The sequence below is a fragment of the Comamonas testosteroni genome, from assembly GCF_030505195.1.
GTDB lineage: Bacteria > Pseudomonadota > Gammaproteobacteria > Burkholderiales > Burkholderiaceae_C > Comamonas > Comamonas testosteroni_G.
In genome coordinates this window covers 5,689,088-5,708,701 of the sequence record NZ_CP129672.1, presented here as the reverse complement: position 1 = coordinate 5,708,701, position 19,614 = coordinate 5,689,088, and the positions used below count along the sequence as shown (strand labels likewise).

General features: G+C 52.8%; 21 protein-coding genes and 1 pseudogene. 9 read left to right on the top strand and 13 right to left on the bottom strand.

The window, feature by feature from the left end:
• Positions 1-67: 67 nt before the first annotated feature.
• From QYQ99_RS28425 to QYQ99_RS26445, 3 genes are read right to left on the bottom strand one after another with little or no spacing between them, the layout of a single operon-like run.
• Positions 68-217, bottom strand: coding sequence for a double zinc ribbon domain-containing protein (locus QYQ99_RS28425; RefSeq protein WP_367185891.1), 150 nt, complete (start codon positions 215-217; stop codon positions 68-70).
• Positions 148-330 carry a hypothetical protein gene (locus QYQ99_RS26450; RefSeq protein ID WP_003069802.1) on the bottom strand — a complete coding sequence of 61 codons (183 nt, stop codon included), beginning with the start codon at positions 328-330 and terminating at the stop codon, positions 148-150. Before QYQ99_RS26450 ends, QYQ99_RS28425 begins: the two co-directional genes overlap by 70 nt.
• 59 nt (positions 331-389) lie before the next feature.
• Positions 390-2,621 carry a heavy metal translocating P-type ATPase gene (locus QYQ99_RS26445; RefSeq protein ID WP_003055024.1) on the bottom strand — a complete coding sequence of 744 codons (2,232 nt, stop codon included), beginning with the start codon at positions 2,619-2,621 and terminating at the stop codon, positions 390-392.
• Positions 2,622-2,697: 76 nt separating this feature from the next.
• Between QYQ99_RS26445 and cadR the strand changes: the two genes are divergently transcribed.
• Positions 2,698-3,144, top strand: coding sequence for a Cd(II)/Pb(II)-responsive transcriptional regulator (cadR, locus tag QYQ99_RS26440; RefSeq protein ID WP_080944588.1), 447 nt, complete (start codon positions 2,698-2,700; stop codon positions 3,142-3,144).
• A 79-nt stretch (positions 3,145-3,223) separates the two neighbouring features.
• Here cadR and QYQ99_RS26435 read toward each other — a convergent pair whose 3' ends face one another.
• Entirely contained in the window at positions 3,224-3,613 is a 390-nt protein-coding gene (locus QYQ99_RS26435; RefSeq protein WP_182287045.1) for a CzcE family metal-binding protein, read from the bottom strand.
• Between the two features lie 251 nt (positions 3,614-3,864).
• Between QYQ99_RS26435 and QYQ99_RS26430 the strand changes: the two genes are divergently transcribed.
• Entirely contained in the window at positions 3,865-5,538 is a 1,674-nt protein-coding gene (locus QYQ99_RS26430; RefSeq protein WP_302090706.1) for a phosphoethanolamine transferase, read from the top strand.
• Between the two features lie 289 nt (positions 5,539-5,827).
• On the top strand, positions 5,828-6,988 hold the full coding sequence (locus tag QYQ99_RS26425; RefSeq protein WP_302090705.1) for an IS30 family transposase: 1,161 nt from the start codon (positions 5,828-5,830) through the stop codon (positions 6,986-6,988).
• A 56-nt stretch (positions 6,989-7,044) separates the two neighbouring features.
• On the opposite strand, the gene QYQ99_RS26420 is transcribed toward QYQ99_RS26425, so the two are convergent.
• Positions 7,045-7,740: an aspartate/glutamate racemase family protein gene (locus QYQ99_RS26420; protein WP_302090704.1), complete on the bottom strand. Its 696-nt coding sequence runs from the start codon at positions 7,738-7,740 to the stop codon at positions 7,045-7,047.
• Between the two features lie 68 nt (positions 7,741-7,808).
• On the bottom strand, positions 7,809-8,264 hold the full coding sequence (locus QYQ99_RS26415; protein WP_302090703.1) for a glutamine amidotransferase: 456 nt from the start codon (positions 8,262-8,264) through the stop codon (positions 7,809-7,811).
• Between the two features lie 73 nt (positions 8,265-8,337).
• Between QYQ99_RS26415 and QYQ99_RS26410 the strand changes: the two genes are divergently transcribed.
• Positions 8,338-9,524, top strand: a protein-coding gene (locus QYQ99_RS26410; protein WP_302090702.1) for an IS3 family transposase whose coding sequence is annotated in 2 segments (ribosomal slippage) — positions 8,338-8,617 and positions 8,617-9,524 — 1,188 coding nt in all. Because the reading frame shifts where the segments join, the coding sequence is not laid out codon by codon here.
• A gap of 39 nt (positions 9,525-9,563) precedes the next feature.
• Here the strand turns inward: QYQ99_RS26410 and QYQ99_RS26405 are convergent.
• The 3 genes and pseudogenes from QYQ99_RS26405 to QYQ99_RS26395 all read right to left on the bottom strand — a co-directional run.
• Positions 9,564-9,860: pseudogene (locus QYQ99_RS26405) on the bottom strand (IS3 family transposase); the annotation flags it as partial.
• A 121-nt stretch (positions 9,861-9,981) separates the two neighbouring features.
• Positions 9,982-10,368 (bottom strand): type II toxin-antitoxin system VapC family toxin, encoded by a 387-nt coding sequence (locus QYQ99_RS26400; RefSeq protein WP_302090701.1) that lies wholly within the window; start codon positions 10,366-10,368, stop codon positions 9,982-9,984.
• Complete coding sequence (locus QYQ99_RS26395; RefSeq protein WP_302090700.1) at positions 10,368-10,583, bottom strand: type II toxin-antitoxin system VapB family antitoxin; 216 nt, start codon at positions 10,581-10,583, stop codon at positions 10,368-10,370. The genes QYQ99_RS26400 and QYQ99_RS26395 overlap by 1 nt, the downstream gene beginning before the upstream one ends.
• Positions 10,584-10,668: 85 nt before the next feature.
• Here QYQ99_RS26395 and QYQ99_RS26390 point away from each other — a divergent pair, with 85 nt between their 5' ends.
• Entirely contained in the window at positions 10,669-11,487 is an 819-nt protein-coding gene (locus QYQ99_RS26390) for a SprT-like domain-containing protein (protein ID WP_302090699.1), read from the top strand.
• On the opposite strand, the gene QYQ99_RS26385 is transcribed toward QYQ99_RS26390, so the two are convergent.
• From QYQ99_RS26385 to QYQ99_RS26370, 4 genes are all read right to left on the bottom strand, one after another.
• Positions 11,488-12,165, bottom strand: coding sequence for an HNH endonuclease (locus QYQ99_RS26385; RefSeq protein ID WP_302090698.1), 678 nt, complete (start codon positions 12,163-12,165; stop codon positions 11,488-11,490).
• Positions 12,166-12,170: 5 nt separating this feature from the next.
• Complete coding sequence (locus QYQ99_RS26380; RefSeq protein WP_302090697.1) at positions 12,171-13,667, bottom strand: AAA family ATPase; 1,497 nt, start codon at positions 13,665-13,667, stop codon at positions 12,171-12,173.
• Positions 13,668-13,911: 244 nt separating this feature from the next.
• Positions 13,912-15,297: a DNA cytosine methyltransferase gene (locus QYQ99_RS26375; RefSeq protein WP_302090696.1), complete on the bottom strand. Its 1,386-nt coding sequence runs from the start codon at positions 15,295-15,297 to the stop codon at positions 13,912-13,914.
• A gap of 262 nt (positions 15,298-15,559) precedes the next feature.
• The gene (locus tag QYQ99_RS26370; RefSeq protein ID WP_302090695.1) at positions 15,560-16,528 is read right to left on the bottom strand and encodes a tyrosine-type recombinase/integrase; all 969 of its coding nucleotides are present in this window, start codon (positions 16,526-16,528) and stop codon (positions 15,560-15,562) included.
• Between the two features lie 216 nt (positions 16,529-16,744).
• Between QYQ99_RS26370 and QYQ99_RS26365 the strand changes: the two genes are divergently transcribed.
• Genes QYQ99_RS26365 through QYQ99_RS26350 form a run of 4 tightly spaced genes read left to right on the top strand, consistent with a single transcriptional unit; the run spans position 16,745 to position 19,563 of the window.
• Positions 16,745-17,506, top strand: coding sequence for a DsbC family protein (locus QYQ99_RS26365; protein ID WP_302093278.1), 762 nt, complete (start codon positions 16,745-16,747; stop codon positions 17,504-17,506).
• Positions 17,503-18,075 (top strand): hypothetical protein, encoded by a 573-nt coding sequence (locus QYQ99_RS26360; RefSeq protein ID WP_302090694.1) that lies wholly within the window; start codon positions 17,503-17,505, stop codon positions 18,073-18,075. The genes QYQ99_RS26365 and QYQ99_RS26360 overlap by 4 nt, the downstream gene beginning before the upstream one ends.
• Entirely contained in the window at positions 18,048-18,974 is a 927-nt protein-coding gene (locus tag QYQ99_RS26355; protein WP_302090693.1) for a hypothetical protein, read from the top strand. Before QYQ99_RS26360 ends, QYQ99_RS26355 begins: the two co-directional genes overlap by 28 nt.
• A gap of 7 nt (positions 18,975-18,981) precedes the next feature.
• A complete protein-coding gene (locus tag QYQ99_RS26350; protein ID WP_003055011.1) occupies positions 18,982-19,563 on the top strand; it encodes a lytic transglycosylase domain-containing protein in 582 nt (193 codons plus the stop codon).
• Positions 19,564-19,614: the final 51 nt, after the last annotated feature.

Here is a 19,614-nt window from a genome sequence, read left to right as displayed (position 1 = left end):
CCTTCTTGTAATCTAAGATCTCAGGAGAACAGAGATCACCCAGCCGATCATCTGCTCTCCCTAAGTTCTAAGCAGACTTTCCGCAGTTTGAGCAAAAACGCGATCCAAGCGCCATCTGCACGCCGCATGCGTTGCAGGCCTGGGGGGCTAGGCCGCTTCCGCACTGTTGACAGAACCGTGCTTGGGGAGAGCTTTGAGTTCGGCAGTTAGGACAAATGATCCCACCGGACACTCCTGGATCGTTGTAGGAGGCGGGTGTCCGTTTTTGATGATGACCATTCCCATGATGATCGCCACCAGATCGGTGATGGCCTCCGAGTAGGCGTTCAAAAAAGCTCATAACTATCCTCACAATTCAAGCTAGTGCACACGAAAACTCTCTGTCGAATTCAGGACTTGGGCACTTTTCCAAGCAGCCTTAGCCCATTGACTACAACTAGGAGACTTGCCCCCATATCTGCGAATACCGCCATCCACATGGATGCATTCCCGAACACTGCCAAGACTAGAAATACGGCCTTGATGCCAAGAGCAAGAGTGATGTTTTGCCAAAGGATCGCATGGGTGGATCGAGACAGCTTCACTGTCTCAGCAATCCTTCGCAAGTCATCATTCATCACGACGACGTCGGCTGCTTCCATAGCGGTATCTGTACCGGCGGCACCCATGGCAACCCCGACGTCTGCTTGGGCCAGCGCTGGGGCATCATTGATACCGTCGCCCGTCATTGCTGTGAGTCCATATTGGCCCTGGAGCGTTTTGATGGCAGCTAGCTTGTCCTCCGGCAACAAGTTTCCTCGTGCTTGCTCGATACCAGCTTCACTGGCTACTGAAGAGGCGGTGGCTTGGTTATCTCCAGTCAGCATGACTGGGGTGATACCAAGCGCTTTCAATTCAGATATAGCTTCACGAGAGGAGCCCTTAATCGTGTCGGCAACTGCAAACAGTGCGATGACTCGTTCCGGGTCGGCAAGCAATGTGACAGTACGGCCGGATTCTTCATGCCGCTTGAGCGTGGCTTCAAGCTCTGAGGAGCATTGGCCACGTTCCTCAATCAAGCGATGATTCCCTAGTACATAGACTGTTCCACTCAGTTCGGCCTGCACACCTCGTCCAGCAAGTGCCGTGAAGTTCTGAATGTCTGCGTTGTTAGGCTTCAGGCCCGCTGCGATGGCGCGCGACACAGGATGATCTGAGTGGCCAGCGAGAGCTGCTGCCACCGACTCCGCGGTATCAAGGCTGCTCGCGGCATCAACCAACGACCAGTCCACAAGGCGCGGCTTGCCCTCGGTAATTGTTCCGGTCTTGTCCAGCGCGATTGCCTTAAGCTTGCGCGCCTCTTCCAGATAGATACCGCCTTTGATCAAAATACCACGGCGGGCTGCTGCCGCTAAGCCGCTCACAATCGTCACTGGTGTGGAAATTACGAGTGCGCAGGGGCAAGCAATAACTAGCAGAACCAGTGCCTTATAGACGGCCTGCATCCACGTCCAGCCGAGTAGCCAGGGGCCTACCAATGCTACGACGACGGCGATAACGAAAATTGCAGGTGTGTAAATTGCAGCAAATCGATCAACGAACCCCTGAGTAGGCGCTCGAGTCGCTTGTGCTTGCTCAACGGCATGAATAATCCTCGCCAACGTCGAGTTGGAGGCCAATGCAGTAACTTCAAACTCAAAGGTTCCAGACTCGTTGATGGTGCCTGCAAACACTGGGTCACCCGCCGCCTTGTCAACGGGGATACTTTCACCAGTTACGGGGGCCTGGTTGATGCTCGTTTGTCCTGTCTGAACGACTCCATCCATAGGAACGCGCTCACCTGGCTTGACTCGCAGCGTCGAGCCCACTGCGATTTGTGCAACTGCGACGGTTAGCCAACTACCGTCACTTTGGAGAACCGATGCTTGGTCCGGAGCCATCGCAAGCAACCCCTGAATGGCATTGCGGGCCCGATCGACTGCTCTCGCCTCGATTGCCTCGGCGATGGCATACAACGCCATCACCATCGCCGCTTCAGGCCATTGACCGATGACGAACGCACCAGTCACTGCAACAGTCATTAATGCATTGATGTTCAGCTTGCCACGACGAAGTGCTCCAAACCCTTTTTTATAGACGTCAAAGCCCGCAAGCCAAATCGCAATCGCGGCGACCGCAAAGCCGGCGACTTTCCAAGCCATGGTTTCTGGCGCGAAGTAGCCGACACCTTCAGCAGCGATAGCAAGAGCAAGCGCCGCGACCAACTTTGGAGTTGTGCCACGCACAAGCTCATGGTCGTGGCCATCTCCAGCCGCATGGCTTGAGTCCGCCGTGTTTGATGAGATCAGCTTTGGCTCAAAGCCGGCTTCAGTGATGGCCAACAATGCGGCAGCAAGGGCATCAGTGTCCGCGTCAATTTTGAGAGTCCTCTGCGAGAGCTGGAATCGGAGTCCCCGGATACCTGGAATTGGTTCAAGTGCACGACGTATCTCAGCTTCCTCGCCCGCGCAGTCCATTGTCGGAATGCGGTAAGTTAGCCCTCTATCCAACGGAGCTGCCACCGGGCTCGGGGTAGTGTGTGAGCTGCAGCAATCCGTTGTGGCGGTACTAAGCGTGTTGTCATCAATGTTTGGGTGCTTCATACTCGATCTCCTGTTGACCATGTGGCAATTTAAAACCCTGTAGTTGGTATAGAGTCAACTCATTTCGAGGTGGTCCATGAAGATTGGTGAACTGGCTGAGGTCACTGGTACGGCGGTTGAGACCATTCGCTTTTATGAACGCGAGAAGTTGTTGCCTTCGGCTGCTAGAGCTGAAAACAACTACCGGATGTACTCGACGGAGCACATAGGCCAACTTGCCTTCATTCGACGCTGCCGATCACTGGATATGACACTTGATGAAGTACGTGCTTTGCTCTTGCTACGCGAGTCATCTGCGAAGGACTGTGCGGAAGTCAATGCACTCTTGGACACACACATAGAACATGTCACTCATCGCATTCAGGAACTGAATGCTCTCCTCACTGAACTCCAGACCATTCGTGCAAGCTGCAGCGCTCCAAAGGCGCTTTCTGAATGCGGCGTTCTCTCAAGACTGGAGACAGGCTCCACGACAAGCAGCGCGTCTACTCGCCCCCAGCGCCATATCGACGGCGCGCACTAGGGAGCCATGCGCCGACCAATTGACCGAGTGGATGCGGCAGGCGCTCATAGCTTTCTATTGTGGTAAACAAGAGGAGCATTCAATGGCGTTCGAGCTCATTGTTTGCAACGTAGATCTTTAGCGTGCTGCCTGCAAACGCGGCAGGTGCGATCTTCGACAACTCGATGGGCCTGTGACCCATCACATCAAATTTCCAGATGAACTGTTCCCCACCATTGGTGAACGCGACCGTCTCTCCACACACAAGATTGAGATATTGAGTGCTTCGTGTTGTGTCAACAACGCGTGTGACCTGAGACGCAGCACCTGCTCGTCCAAATGTTTTGTCTGCACCGCGTGTAGTCGAGTTGGTCTTTGCAGTCGTGCTTCCAGACTGACCGACGAAACTGCTTTCATTTGCCGATGCTGTCATCACGACGGTGGCTGAGGACAGCAGGATCGAAGCCAGAATTGCGAGATTAGTTTTCATGATGAAGAGTCCTTGATCAATTACTTGAAGAGTGTCTGAGCGCCTTTCTGCCCAGACACATCAAATATATAGACAGGCACGTTACGCAATATAGTCTGCAACATGATACTTTTGTAATCTACAGCGTAAATTAACCTGATTACTAAAATGTAATCTGGATGTCAGATTTCTGTCGGTATTGCACACATAGAGTTCTGTGCCCCTATTTCAAATCGAATTTCGATATTTCCATTAGGGTTAATAGGATTTCTATGAGCGCACCGGCATCCGAAGATAATCTTAAATTTCACCGACAAAGAATAGGTTTGTTTTTTCAAAAAACTACCGATCGCCATAAGCTATGGGTAACTATTATTTCTCTGCTTGTGATGCAAATTGTTTTTGCATCGCTAGGATATGAAGGTAGAAAAATATTACAGATAAGTATTCTACTTATACCGAATCTATTGCTATTACTGATTCCAATTAACAATTCAAGATTGAACTTTGTTAGAGCATTGCTTGTATGGAGCTTTGTTCTTATGTTTTTATTGGACTCAGCAGTTCGAGCACATCTCATCTCATTGTACGCTGCTGCGCCAGATAGCACGATGGTGGTAAGTGCACTTGCTAACACAAATACATCGGAAATTGGAGGCTATATATCCACACACATCCGTGATTTCAGTGGATCCAGTATTATTTTAATAATTTCAGCGGGAATTGCCCTTTGGTTATCTCTAAAAGGATCCAGAAAAAAAACAAAGATCTCTAAAATTGAGCTGATCGCTTTATCCATCATTATCCTAATCTCAGCCGTTTCGTACATCAGTAAACCTTGGAGAAGAATTAATCCTCTGATTTTTTGGTCTAATTTATCTGAATCCTTAAAGATTACGAAAGATAGCTGGGCGTCATATGGGAAAGAGCGCGCCTTGGCACAAAGGTCGGCGAAAAGTGAGAGTCCTTCAATTGCCAGGAAAGATAAATCCACCGTGGTTCTTGTTATTTCCGAGAGTATAAATCGAGATAACATGGGAATTTATGGCTACGCAAGGAATACGACACCGATGCTTGAAAAGCTTCAGAAAGACATAGGTGATAGATTTCTAGTTATTCGTAATTCATGGTCCACGGAAGCAACTACTATTCCTGCCATCGATAGCATGATGAACTTCACAACTGGTGAAACGGATAAGAAGTTAAATATTATTGCTCTAGCGAAAGAAGCAGGATATAAGACTTGGTGGATAAGCAATCATGACGATATTGCAATTACGCAGAAGCACGCAGCTATGGCCGACGTGGCTTCCATGGAAAATAATAAGCCAGGAAGATCTAGCAATTCACTTGATGAGATTTTATTGCCTTCATATGAAGAAGCTCTTAAAGATCCACATCCTCAAAAGTTGATTATTCTACATATGCTGGGGGCTCATCCTCATTATCGCCTCCGGTACCCAGAAAAGCAGCCTCAATTTCCCGATGATGAAGTATCAAAAATAATGTCGGTCGCTGAACGCTCAATGTGGGTTCAGCAATTTAGAAACGATTACGACTCGGCTATTGTTTATCAGGACACTGTAGTTGCATCTGTCTTTGAAAAATTAAAAAGTTCCCCATCCAGTGCAGAGGACTACAAGTCCGTTATTTACGTATCTGATCACGGGCAGGAGGTTGGTCATCAGAAAAATAAAGTTGGTCACAGTCCCAGTACTGCATCCGGTTATAAAATACCCACAATAATTTGGTCATCAACGGGAACTGATGTGGCTTCTAAGAGTATTTCCGATAGGCCATTTAGATCTGACTGGCTCGCTTGGACCATGTCAGATCTAATGGCATTACGTTGGAATAGTTACGACCCCTCCCGAAGCATTATCAACTCAAGCTATAGCTGGATTAGCCCAAGCTTACCTATAAAAGACACAATAACTGGCAACTAATATATGGAAGAAGGCTGGTTTGAGGAACACCTTAGCCAATCAAGCCAGCCTCCCAAGCTAGAAATCCACTTGTGGATGTAAACAAGCAGCTCGACTAAAAAAACTATGTGAGTAGCTGTTCAGGTTGCGAATTCATCAGAGTTTTTGAAAGCTATAGCCTGTGGATTGGTGCCAGCCAGAAGACCGCAATTGGCCGGTAGTAGATATCGATCGAGGACTGCTCACGACGGCGGATTCAACCGGTCGTTGCAACACACTAACCACCGCATAGGCGGCAGGAGTGTTGCAAATGAAGCAGCGACCCAGAATCTACTATTCGGACAGCCAGAAGGCGCTGATGTGGGAGCGCTGGAAGCAAGGCTGGACTTTGCAGGAGATCGGTAAGCTCTTTGATCGCACCCACTCTTCGATCCATCGAATCCTGGCCGAGACAGGTGGAATCCGTCCCGCCCAACGATCGCGGGCCGCAACCGCATTGACACTGCCCGAACGAGAAGAGATCTCGCGAGCCATCGTGGCGGGAGCGTCGATTCGGGCCATCGCTGCACGACTGGGACGAGCACCATCGACAATCAGCCGGGAGATCAAGCGCAATGGGGGCTGCAATAGCTACCGGGCGAACCAGGCAGATGCAGCTGCGTGGGGCCGAGGGAGGCGCCCCAAGTGCTGCAAACTCGTTGCGAACCGCGCATTGGCCCAAACCGTGGCCCACAAGTTACGGATGCTGTGGTCGCCGGAGCAGATTGCTGGTTGGCTCAAGCAGACTTATCCTTGCGACGAGAGCTACCACGTGTCACACGAGACCATCTACCGCAGTCTATTCATTCAAGCGCGTGGTGCCTTGAAGAAGGAGCTGCTGGAACACCTCAGACGTACTCGCGGAATGCGCCGCTCACGGCACTACACGCAGAAGACGGCTATCCATGGCCAGATCGCCGATGCAGTCACGATCCGTGAGCGTCCGGCGTGCGTTGAAGACCGAGCTGTGCCTGGGCATTGGGAGGGCGATCTGGTTTTTGGCAGTGGCAACAGTCAGATCGCGACGCTGGTCGAGCGTCAAACGCGCTACGTGATGTTGGTGAAGCTCAATGGCAAAGACACGCAGACGGTCGTCAACGCGCTCATAAAGAATGCCCGCAAGCTGCCACAGGAGCTCTACCAATCTCTGACCTGGGACCGGGGCACCGAGATGCATGCGCACAAGCAATTCACCCTGGCTACGGACATCCAAGTTTACTTCTGCGACCCGCAAAGCCCATGGCAGCGGGGGAGCAATGAGAACACGAATGGGTTGCTCAGGCAGTACATGCCCAAGGGCATGAACCTATCAGGGCTGTCACAGCATCAACTCAACGCGATAGCGAGACAATTGAACGAGAGGCCGCGCAAGACGCTCGACTTCCGTACACCCGCGGAGATGTTCAGCGAATGTGTTGCATTGACCGGTTGAATTCGCCACCCAATGCAGCCACTCACCAGCACAGATGGGAGATGTTCGCCGCTGGCTCAACTCGATACCACGGCTTGGACCAAAGCCTCTACGTGGATCTCAACGGTATCGAGACAGGGCACAGGGCTGTTGTTGTCACTCAGGATCAGCGGTAGCTCGGTACAAGCCAGTGCTACGTGGTCGATACCTTCACGCTGCTGCAAATCCTGAATGATGGCAATGAACTCCTGACGAGTGTCCTCTTTGACAATACCGTGCTCAAGCTCTGCCTCAATTTTTGCCTGGATGAGCGCGATCTGAGATTCACTGGGCACGATGACTTTTATGCCCTTGTCTTCAAAAGGTGTCTTGAAGAAGGTATTTGTCATGGTGAATACCGTCCCCAGCAAACCGACCCTTTGTGCCCCTCGCTTCTGTGCTGCGTTGCAGGTTGCATCAATTGCACTGACGATGGGAATCGGTGACACCGGGAGTATTCGGTCCACGACGATGTTGGGCGTATTGCCGGTCAATGCCACTAGGTCTGCGCCACCCGCGGCCAGGCTGTGGATTGCGCTGAGCACGTATTCGGTAAGCTGGTCAAATTCGCGTGAGCGGCAGAGCTGGAACACTCTGAAAGCGTTGAGACTTTCGATGGACAAGCGGGGCAGATTTTCCTTGCCTGCCTGAGCCTGAACTCCGAGGATGATCTTGCGGTAGTACGCCACGGTGGATTCCGGGCCGATGCCACCAATGAGGCCAAGTTTCTTCATTTCGCTTTTCCTGGAGGTAATTCTTGGTGCTGGCCCATAGGGGATGGGCCGGACAGATGCATTGCCTGCTAGAGCGGGCCTGCATGCGTCTCGATGAAGCGCCTGAGCAGCGTTAACGGCGTGGGTGTGTGACGAATGCTTTGCAGCAAGTCCCTTGGATCCAGACCTTCGCTGCGAAGCACCTGTGCCCTCGCATTGATGCAGGCGGCCATGACTTCTGGCGTGAACTCTGGATGAAACTGCATCGACACTGCGGCGGGGCCGTAGCGAACAATCTGATGGGGGTCGTGGGCTGAGCGTGCCAACGCTTTGGCTCCTGCGGGCAGACGTAGGATGGTCTGAAGATGCGTTAGGTGGGCATGAAAGAGTGGCGGGCAACCTGCCAGCCAGGGGTCCAGCGCAGCCACTGCGTGCTGTTCGATTTCCAGACTTCCCATTTCTCTGCCGTCGGGGTGGTAGTCCACCACTCCCCCCAGTGCATGAGCCATGAGCTGGTGTCCATAGCAAACTCCCATGAGTGGCATTTCTTGCTCCTGACCTTGCCCCCCAAAAGTGGAGTTCTTAGCTTTGTCCAAAATGTAGACAAGGAGCTAAGAAATGGTTGCAAAGCAAGTGCGTGCGGCGTACACACAGGAATTTAGGCTGGAGGCGGTGCGCTTGGTGCAAAGCGGGCAGTCTCAAACGCAGGTGTGCGAGATGTTGGGCATACCTAAGGCCAGCTTGGGCAGTTGGGTGCGACAGGCAAAAGCAGGTGCTCTCAAACTTGGTGTTGCGGATGGTGCTGTCTATAAGGTCACCCCAGAGCAAATGGAGATAAGTCGCCTGCGAGCCGAAGTTGCACGCTTGCGAATGGAGCGTGACATTGCAAAAAAAGCGGCGGCGTACTTTGCGCAGGACGTGTTGCGAGGTACGCCTGGATTGAGCAAATGAAGGGTACCTATCCGATTGCTGTTTCTTGTCATGTTTTGCAAGTCAGCAGCAGTGGTTACTTCCGCTGGAGGCATTGCGGTGGTAAGGCCCCACGCCACTGTAGTGATGAGTTGGCGCTGGCCCATATTCGTGCCATTCATGCAGAGGTCAAAGGTGAATATGGCTGGCCTCGCATGCAAAAAGAGCTGCAAGCTAGAGGTCTGCGCATTGGTAAAGAGCGGGTACGTACGCTGATGGCCGAGCACGGCATACGAGCTAAAACCAAGCGCAAGTTCGTCATGACCACGGACAGCAAGCACAGCTTGCCTGTGGCCCCAGACTTGGTTCAGCGGCGTTTTACGCCGCAAGCACCCAACCAGCTTCTGTGTGGCGACATCACCTATATCGCCACCGATGAAGGCTGGCTGTACTTAGCTGCTGTGATTGATATGTTCAGCCGTCAGGTAGTGGGCTGGAGTCTACAGCCCCACATGCAAACCAGTTTGGTCAAGGACGCATTGGCAATGGCGTGGTGGCGTAGACGCCCTGAGCCAGGAGCCATCTTCCACAGCGACAGGGGCAGCCAATATTGCAGTCGTGACTTCCAGGCTGCCTTAGCCGGATGGGGATTGCGCTCATCCATGAGCCGCAAAGGCAATTGCTGGGACAACTCGCCCATCGAAAGCTTCTGGGGACGATTGAAGACCGCTTGCGTACACGGTCAGCGGTTCACTACCCGTGGCCAAGCAAGTCAGACCATCATGAACTGGATGGCCTTCTACAATTACCGCAGGCTGCATTCGAGCTTGGGCTACCTCAGTCCTATCAAATACGAGCAACGCTGGTACGAGGCACAGCGCAAAAAGGCAGCGTAAGCAGGGAGCTAAGAACTCCACAAAATAGGGGCAACATCACTCCTGAACCCAAGCGTGAAGAGAGGCCCGCCCGGGATAGCCAAGAGCCTTGATGGTGAAAGCCGCGCAGCGCCCGTGCATCAGATAGTGTTCGACGGCCCGAGCCTTTTGCTCAGTGGTGAACTTCGGCGGGCGAACAACCGCGGTCTTCAAGTCCCGGTCCTGCTCGTACTCGCGGCACCACCCCTTGAGCGAATTCTTGGTGGGATAACCCAACTGCTGAATGGTTGCCGCGACTCGTTTGCCTAGCTGGATGTAGAGCGTCACCGCGCGGATTCGATCTTCGTATGAATACATGAACTACCTCTCAGTAGTCCAAGATTTCATCCGCATCCCCACCGGGGGCTAGTGGGTCACTTCTGGGTGGAAATCAACAGTCTCTGCTTATCCGAGAGCCCAAGAAGGGCTTCCCCGACTCTCAATGCGTTGGTATGGCATAGGCCACGCCAAGCTGAGCGGCCAACTCTGCAAGGCGTCGATCTGCAGTCCAAAGCAAAGCGCCCGGTGTGATTAGCGTCGAGGCCAGCAGCGATAGATCGACCAAGCCGCAGCCCTTACCGAATAGCTTGTTCTTTTCAAGGAAGGCCAAAGTCTCGGGAATTGATGCTTCCTGGCTCGGTCTCAGCATGGCCAGAGCTGCAAGCGTATCGGCACGCGGCGCTGGCGGCGTGCCGCAGGCCAACTCTGCATGCACCATGGGATGCATCAGCACGCTGTCTTGCACCAGGAGCTCCCGCAGGTGAATGTCGGCCTCCCGAAAATGCCTCACCCACACCGAGGTATCGACTAGAACGGACACCGGCATCAGCGAGAGCCTTCGGCATCTGCCGCGCTGCCACGGCGTGGCACATCATGCATGTCTGGCGCGCTTCCGCCCAGGGCAGCCAAGCGCTTGCCTGCCTCGACGCGCGTGAAGGTCTCAAGTGCCAGGCGTACCAGTTCAGGCACAGCAATACCGGGCGCTGCAACAGCGCGGGCACGGTTCACGACTTCGTCGTCGATCGTAAAGGTCGATCTCATGGCTACTCCTTCAACATCAAATCTGATGCATTTTCGCATCAGGCGGGATGTTTGTAAATGATGATTTGTATTGCACAATACAAATATGACCGATCAGCCAAACCAGCTAGACCTTGTGCCCTCACCCCGCTTGGCACCTACGCAGGAAACCTACAACGAGCTGCAGATGGCCTACGACCATTTCAACGAGCGGCTGTTTGACGGGCAGCTCCCAAGCTGCCTGATTACGCTGCAGCGGGAAAAACGGACTTTCGGATATTTCTCGGCTGCCCGCTTTGCCTCGGTGGACGGCTCAACGACCGACGAGATTGCGATGAATCCGACCTACTTTGCTGTGGTACCGATCATCGAAACACTCCAGACCCAAGTTCATGAAATGACGCACTTGTGGCAGTACCACTTTGGCAAGCCAGGCCGAGGCCGCTATCACAACGAGGAATGGGCGCGAAAGATGGAGAGCATTGGGCTCATGCCTTCTTCCACTGGAAAGCCTGGCGGTGCGCGAACAGGCGATTGCATGGCGGACTATGCCGTCGCGGGTGGCAGCTTCCTGGCTGCGTGTCAGGATCTGCTGACCGCAAATTTCACGCTCAGCTGGTACGACCGCTTCCCTTCTGCAGATCATGTAATCGCTGGCCAAGCCAGCATGGCCAACCACATTCAAGGCATCGAAGGAACCAAGCCTCCAATGGCCAGCATCCCTGCCCTCGCCGAAGCTGTAAAGCCCACAGGCTCAGTGGTTGCCGCCACTGCAGGGGAAGACGGATTGCTTACTACGACCGCCAACAAATCGAATCGGGTGAAATACAGCTGCAGCGGATGCAAGAATCCGGTCTCAGTGTGGGGAAAGCCTAGCCTCAAACTGATCTGTGGCGAGTGCAGGCAGAGCTTTGCGGGTCAATGATCAAATATGTCCCCCTTTTCTAGTTTTCGGGCGCCATTTTTTGTCGAAGCAGTCCTTGGCAGTCCCCTCATGGGCTTCAATTAATCGACGACACATGTCTTCGTCATCTTTGAAGACCTCAATCCATATGCTGAAAAATCCACGAACTTTGGACGTTTCAACAGCAACCCACCGAGAAATATCATCTGATCGAGTATTCAGCATTTCACGGGTAGCTTGTGCCAATTCCCAGGCTTTATTACGATCATCAAAGCGACTATCTCTATCTGCTGGCTTCTTTCCATTAGGCATTCCTGGATGACGATCGAGCCCCACCAACTCTATTAGAGCAAGGGCTTTAGATTCGATGCCAGGTTTCAGATTCCTAGAAGGCTTCACGATTCCACCTTCCAAATACTCTATGGCTAGCAATGTGTTATCTTTATCTGGCCAGAGAAAGTCATCATCATTCGTTAAAGTATCCGATTTAATAGAATTGCAGCTAGAGCAGGCGAGAAGAAAGTTGTTCCAGTCCTTCTCTCGGGATGGGTCATGCCTCTTGGGGGAGACGTGTTCTACCGCCAAGTTTGAAAGAATCTGACGTTCACAGTAGCTGCAATAGCGTCCCAACCTAGTTTCTAGATCATTAATTGCGTCGCCATATTCCCTATAAATTTTCGGCGCTGCCCCCTTGGTCACTGGCCTCATTTATTCCTCGCTCTCTCAACCACAATCATTTCAAGCAATGCATCAACCGCGGAATCAGATGAAAATGGTTCACTTGCCGTTCGGTATAGTTTCTGAGCTTCTATCAATTCCATCGGATTTACTCTCCCCTCACCAAGTGCATTGAGTTCAAGTAATCTAAAGTATCTCTTTGCGGCACGGCTCAATTCCTGTGCACGCCAGCCTCGTTGCGGTAGAGGGATGCCTTGGATGTCTTCAATTATGTCTTCAATACTGTTTCCACCATCTAACGAAATATCATATTGCGATGGATCAATTGGAATAATCTTGTCCCGGTCGGTCGCCTGAATTACAAATGGCGAATGTGTTGTAGCGATGAACTGACATCTGGGAAATAATTCTTCGAGTGCTGGAACGATCAAGCGCTGCCATTTGGGATGAAGATGGACATCTATTTCATCGATAAGAACAATAGCAGAGCCATTGCCGAAATTTTCAACCTCATTACTATACTTAAGTGATAGCTGCCGTGCAATATCCACGAATAGTGTAAATAGGCGCTTCTCACCGTCCGACAGTTGGTCAAGCAGCATTACAAGCTCACCCCGTTGAACCAGTATTCGCGGCCTTAATCTTACTGCCAAAGAACACTGAGACAACATTTTTATTAAAGTAGGATCTAGCCCCGCCCTTTCTCCAAAGTCACGCAATAAACGATAGGCATTTGGCAAACTTGAATTCTCATCAGAAAATGGTGACAAAAATACATATTCATCATCTGGCCATAGGAAATCTTTGTTTAATGCGGACTCTTCCTGAAACCAACGCAATGCAAAGTTTCGAAAATTCTCCCTATTTTTGGTAGAGAGCACCACATCGCCTTTCATTTCTTCTGGGATGGCAATAGAGCAATCAATGGGGATGAATCGCCAATGAAAATCACTTATCTCTGCTGAAAATCTTTTGAGTACATTCCTAACGAATTGCCTAACCGAGTTACTGTTTCCGAATCGTTTATCACTCTTTGAAGCTTCTCTATTTACCTGTGTCATTTCCATTTCAGTACGATAGAGAAATTCCTCGGTATTAAGAACAGATGATAATCTAGGTACACCACGGTCATGCACCGGAGTCATCGATTTCATCTCCGAACTGACTGCTTCGGTTGATGAGTAAAATATGGTTAGCGGGCGTTCTTCACTACTATATCTAGTTGCTTTCGATTTACCTAATTCCTTCGTGTATCCAAAATATGAAGTTAGGTGAAAAGGACTATTAACTTGAGCCTCGATGGTGAGATAGTCCTGATACAAACCAATATCACGGTCCACAATTTTCTCGCCCTTTTTTAAGCGTGGTCCGTTGCCAAGTGCTGCTAGCACCCCCCTCAGGATAGTCGTCTTGCCAGCACCATTTTCTCCAACAAGTAAATTAAAGCCTGGTTTAAACGTCAGCCTTCTATTTTCAAATTGACGAAAGTTCACTATTTCCAAAGACTGCAGATATTTTGACATGTGAGAATAAAGAAATTAATACAAAAGTTTTATATATCAGATACAACCTGAAACAGGTTTGAATGATAGCCGAATTCCGTCCCGCTTCCAAAATTTCCAGCACAGGATACTGGAACTCGCTTCTTAGATACGCAATTTCTAATCAAGCACGATGTAAGAACAACTTGAGTAAAAATGGCCTGGCTGTCCTTAGACAGCTCAGGCCAGTTATTTAAGATACGCAAGCTGCACTATGGATGATGCGTTAGCACAATTTTTTTGTGCAGCATCTGTGAAACGTGGTGAGCATTTCGCCAATGCACGCGCCTATGGCCCTGAAGGGCTCATAGCAAATGCTCTGGCCCAAGACCTCATGAGCTTTGGTCGCGCTCAGTCCTGAAATCAGTCTCTTTGGAACCTGCTTCATTGCCGCATGCTCTGTGGGTAGAAACTGCCGCAGTAACTTAGGGTTTGAAGGATGCCTCAGCTTGGGGTCGGTAGACCGCACCTTGGAGTAGCCCTTGGTAAGGGTTGGGCACGAGGTATCAGTCCCTTGAACCACTTGCATCTTGAAGCCCTTGCCGGCCAGCAAATCCCTCGTCTGCTTCGCTTTCAAGCCAGCCATCTCGGACCATCTCTCATCGTCGTCATCAACGTGCTCCAAGATAGTGTCGATAGGCTGCTCCAGCCTTGCGGGACGCCGCAAGTCGGCAAACGAGAACTGCAGACCCTCCGTCACGGCAACTACGCCTAATCGCGACCTGTTCTCGATGGAGTTCCAGTCATGACCATCCACTTGGGTCTCATGAACAACGTACCCAAAATCCCGAAGGAAATTGCGCAGGATGCACATGCTGCCGGTGTTCTTGTAGCCAGGCACATTCTCGACGCATATTACGGCCGGTTGGACCTTGGCCACGATGGCGAGTAAGGGCACGATCAGGTGCCCGACTTCAGGATGCGCCTCCGCATGCCCTGCTCCATTACGGCCACGACCAGCGGTCGAAGCACCAGAACACGGAATGCCTGCCTCCAAAATCGAAACTTTGGGCAGATGATCCATGGCCCAACTATCAAAGGCCAGGTGCTGCATCGGTGCTGCCAATGGCACAGTGGAAGCATCCCAGCAATCATTTGCTTGATGCGCATGCTCCAGCAACTCAGCGCGGATCTCGTTGGCGAACGCCAAGCGCACCGGAATGTCGGCCTCGCGAAGCCCGCTGTGCAATGCATGCGAAAGCACCCCTCCCCCATGCGACAGTGAGCCAATTGTGAGCGGCTCGCCTGATTGCAGCTGCGCTTGCACACGGGCCAGTCGCTCCTGCTTGGCCAACTCCACATGTGAAGGCAGGATAACAATACGTGTCTGCTGAACGATGATGCGAACGGAGGTCAGTCCCTCAAACAGCTTCAGCAACTCACAAGAGTTAAGGTCAATGACTGGAATTACTTGGCCAGCCTTGCTCTTGCGCGACACCACGCGCTCACCGTTCGGGCAAAGATCTAGCACGAGGGTTTTGCGGCTATCGTCTTTGCGAATATTGAAACGCTTGCCAGGTAGGAACCCCGCAAGCTTTGCTTTCATGCCTTCGAGCCAGATGCGCGGAGCACCTCTGTTCTGGCCGATTTTTGTGACTTCATAGGCTTTCATGGATGTCCTCGGAAATGGACGAGGAACCATGTCGTTACCCAGCGCAAGCAGCACCGGACAAGGAAACATAGTTCCCTGTCCGGGTTGGAATAGAAGCTTCTGCAACGATGGATCAATGCAGAAGTGAAGGAGTGGCGCTAGGCCGGCTGATGCGCTGACAAAGCAGCAGTTAGTGCTTTGAGCCTGGGGCCCTGCGATTCTCAAAAGCTCAATCGCGTCGAAAACGCAGCAATGCTACCCATTCGGCCTCAACGGTACAAGACTACCAACGCACATAGCGCTCGAAATTCGCGCTGCGTGGATGATGCTGATCCGCCATGGCCCGGATATCCTCATGCAAGATAGAGACATAGTGCGCAGTCGTCTCTTGATGCTCATGGCCCAGTAGTAGCTGGATAGTGTGCAGAGACGCCTTCCCCTGGTACAGATGCGACGCAAAGGCGTGTCGCAATGCGTGGGGTGTCAACCGAAGGCCGCATTCGCGACCGTACCGGCTGACCATTCTGCGCAACTGGTAGTAGCGGTAATCTGGATAGCGTCCGCTACTAACAAACAGTTTGGATGTGGATCTTTTGCCATGGCCTCCGGCTTCAAGGATCACTTGTCGTGCCGTTTTGTATTGTGCAATCCAATACCTGGCATGTTCTCCAACGACAACCAAGCGCTCTTTGCTCCCCTTCCCCCATATCTGCAGGGGCTTGCCGCTGGCGGGGACCTGATCGAGCGTAATGTTCAGCAGCTCTCCTGCACGTAGCCCAGATCCATAAAGGAGCTCCAAAGCTGCGCGATCTCGCATGCCTTTGGCAGTTTTCGTGTCCGGTAGCTCCATCAGCTTAGCGATCGCGTTACTGGATGGTGGGCGACGTGGGCGACGCAAGCCCCCGCGAAGTGGCAGCAGCGCGCGGTGAACGCCAAGATCCACGATGCCCGACTCTTTCGCCCAGCGGTACAGCCGCTGCAGCATCCATTGCTTGAGACGCATTGCCGAAACAGATCTGGTGTCTTTCCAGCTAAGTAGGAATACCTGCAGGTCATCGACCGAAGCATGTTCCCACGAGCGACCGGTCGCTTCCAACAGCCATGCGTTGAAAGCTCGCAACTGGATCTGGAGGACCTGAAGAGTGCTTTCTGCAAGGCCCTCTTGAAAAAATAGATCGGTTAGAAAATCTCCAAAACGGAAATCCCAGCCGGCGGGAACATCCATCGTGCCGGCAACAAGCAAATTATTCATTCATCTACCCGTGTGAATGCCCGCACGAAGAAGCCGCCTCATCGGCGCCTTCTTTGGCTGGCGAGACACACACCTCGACAGTTCAAAATATAGATCAATTCGGAATTGATATGTCAAGCGGAAACCGTGATGTATGTAACGCACGGTTTCCGCTGGAGGCAACGGCGACCGCTCCATAAAGTGCGGTCCATGCAAAAGCAATCACATATCAAAGCAATGCCTCGCGTAGTGAGAGGCAGGCTTGCCGCAGCCGCGGCTTTGTTCGTTGGCCTGACGGCTGGAGCAATAGCTGCAGACGTATCAGAGAAGGTTGCGGCGCAGATCAAGGCCGGCGTCAACGCAAACACGAACGGAGCGGTGCGTGTAGAGCAAATCAATACAACGCCGCTCACCAACATTTATGAGGTGATTTCCGAAGGGGAAATATTCTATGTGAATGAAACGGGTCGTTACAGTTTTGTGGGCGGTTCTTTAATGGATCTAAAAAGCAAAACAGACCTGACCGCTTTGCAACAAGACAAGCGGATGGTCATTCCATTCAACAAGCTTCCCCTGCAGCACGCGATCAAGGAAGTGCACGGAGATGGAAGCCGTGTGATGGCGCTCTTCGAAGACCCGTTCTGCCCCATCTGCCGAGTCTTCACAAAGTTCGTCGACCAGATCGACAACGTGACCATCTATCGCTTCATCTTCCCTATCACTGATCGGCGAAGTCAATCTCTTGCACGGATGGCCTGGTGCTCACGCGACCGTGCCGGCGTGTGGAAAGCCATCATGGACGGCGCACGGCCGCAATTGCCCGAGTCGTGCAACACCGATGGTTTGGTAGAGATCCTCAAGCTCGGTGAGCGCTATGGCATGAACAACACGCCCACCGTGGTGTTGGCAAGCGGCAAGCGCTTGGTTGGCGCCACACCGCCCGAGCAATTTATGGAGGAGTTGGAGCGTGGCGGGCGTTTGAAGGCGGACCAACGATGATCGCGCCCGCCTCCGTTCGCCCTCTCATTTCTGCCCTATTCCCTGCGCTTGCCATTGCCATGGCGACAAACGCTCACGCGCAGTCCTGGGAAACCATGCGAGAAGTCGTCTTCGACAGCTCGGTGTTTTCGTCCACGGGTACAGCGGAGGACCGGGAGATCCTCAAGACAGTTTGGGCAACAGAGCTTTCCGCTCCACGACTGGGCAGTGCAGGAAAGCGCATGCCTGCGTTCGCGCTGCTGGGTGACACCGCAACCGCTGAGGGCAAAGTCATCTTCAGCATGTTCGCTGCTGCCGGGAACACACTTTGCCTGGATGCACCAAATGGCACGGCAGCCATGGACATCTACAGCGTCTGCACCATGCGCATCATCGCTTGGCCGCCTCGACCTGGACTGCGCGCCATTGAACTCCCCGGCTACTGCATGTTGTACGCCAATACCGACCGATCGCAGAACCGCGTCGAGTACCGCATAGAGCAGACCCAGCCAGCCCTGACGATTCGATTCCGGGCATGGCAGTTCGGCAAAGTCATTCCCGCATGCAATCGCGCTATGCGCCTGAGCTAGACATGAGCTGCCGCTTTTTCCCGCGACTATCCCAGCTTGTGTGGCTATTGCCAGCCGTGGCTTTGGCCGCCATCGTCAGCTCTGCAGACATTACCCAAGCCATTCAAAACTCGCCAAATGCGAGTGCCTGGCTAAAGCAGAACGCGCAGGCTGTGGCCAACCTTGCTATCAACGTCGAATCGGGCGGCAACACCAGCGCGTTCAACGGCAGCTGCTGCTATGGCGTCCTGCAGATGAATAGGACGAACATCGCCAAGTATGCAGGAGTGACACCTGAACAGTATCGCCAACTGCCCCTGCAGGCTCAGATCGATGCTTGGTCCCAACTGACCGCCGACGCCATGCGTTCCGGCGTGGTCCGCCAATTGATTGGCTTGGGCACTTTTGATGGGCGCGCCGTCGACGGGAATCTGGTGCTCGCTTGCGTGCAGCTTGGCATCGGCAACTGCCAGCGAATGATTAACTCGGGGTCTTGCCGTGGCTTTGCCGACAGCAATGGCACATCTATATGCGACATGGCCGACAGGATGGCCAATGGACGACCTACCAACCCAGGCAACACCAACCCGCCCGGAAACGGCTCTGGAAGCACGGGTGGCAACGGTGGCACCGGGTTGGGGGGTAACAGCTGCCCGCGAGACGCCACCGGTGCATGCATGGAAGTCTCGGCAGCAATGCAGCAAGGCTTCCTGCAGGGCTCCGGGATGCAGATGCCCAGCCTCAAGCAAATGCTGCTTGCAGGAAGCGGCGCGTTTTTCTTTCTTGTCACAGCCACTGCCTTCAGCGGCCTTTACGGTCGCTACACCTCGGGACGTGTTGCCACGAGCGAGCTTGTGCACTATCTCGTGAAAGGCACAACAACCCTGCTCATTGGGCTGTTGGCCCTCTCGATGCTGTGAGGCGCGGATGTTTAGCCTAGCCCACATCACTCGCAATCTGCTATTAGCAGCCCTCGTCGCTGCACCTGGCCTGTCCCTGGCCCAGGTGCCGCCGAAAAAGCTCCCGACCTACGACTGCCTTCGCGGAAATTCCAGGTCTGCCCACTGTGAGCAACTGCTCCGCAACTATTGGCAGCACGAGCCGGCCATTCGCGCGATCGCTGTTCATTACGGACTGGAGCCTGCGCTGCTAATGGCTCTCGTGGCTATCGAGAGCCAATTCAACTCGCGTGCGAGATCGCCTGCAGGTGCGCTCGGTCTCACTCAAGTCATGCCAGATACAGCCCGTGGCGAGGGCTTGCAGGACCCAAAGGTGAACTTGTATCAGCCCGAGCTTGGGCTGGCCACCGGCGCAGCTTACCTGCGAAAGATGTGGTTCGAGTTTAGAGACTGGGAGCTGGCACTCGCCGCATACAACGCCGGCCCTGGCGCCGTGCGTAAGCACAAAGGCATTCCGCCGTACCGCGAAACACAAGCCTACGTCCCCATGGTTCTCGCTTTGTACCGCGAGTTTGCCTGGGCAGACGCCATGGCCCGAGCAAGCAAATGAGGAACGCAATGAAATTTCATCACCTAGGACGATGCGCAGTGATTGTCGCCG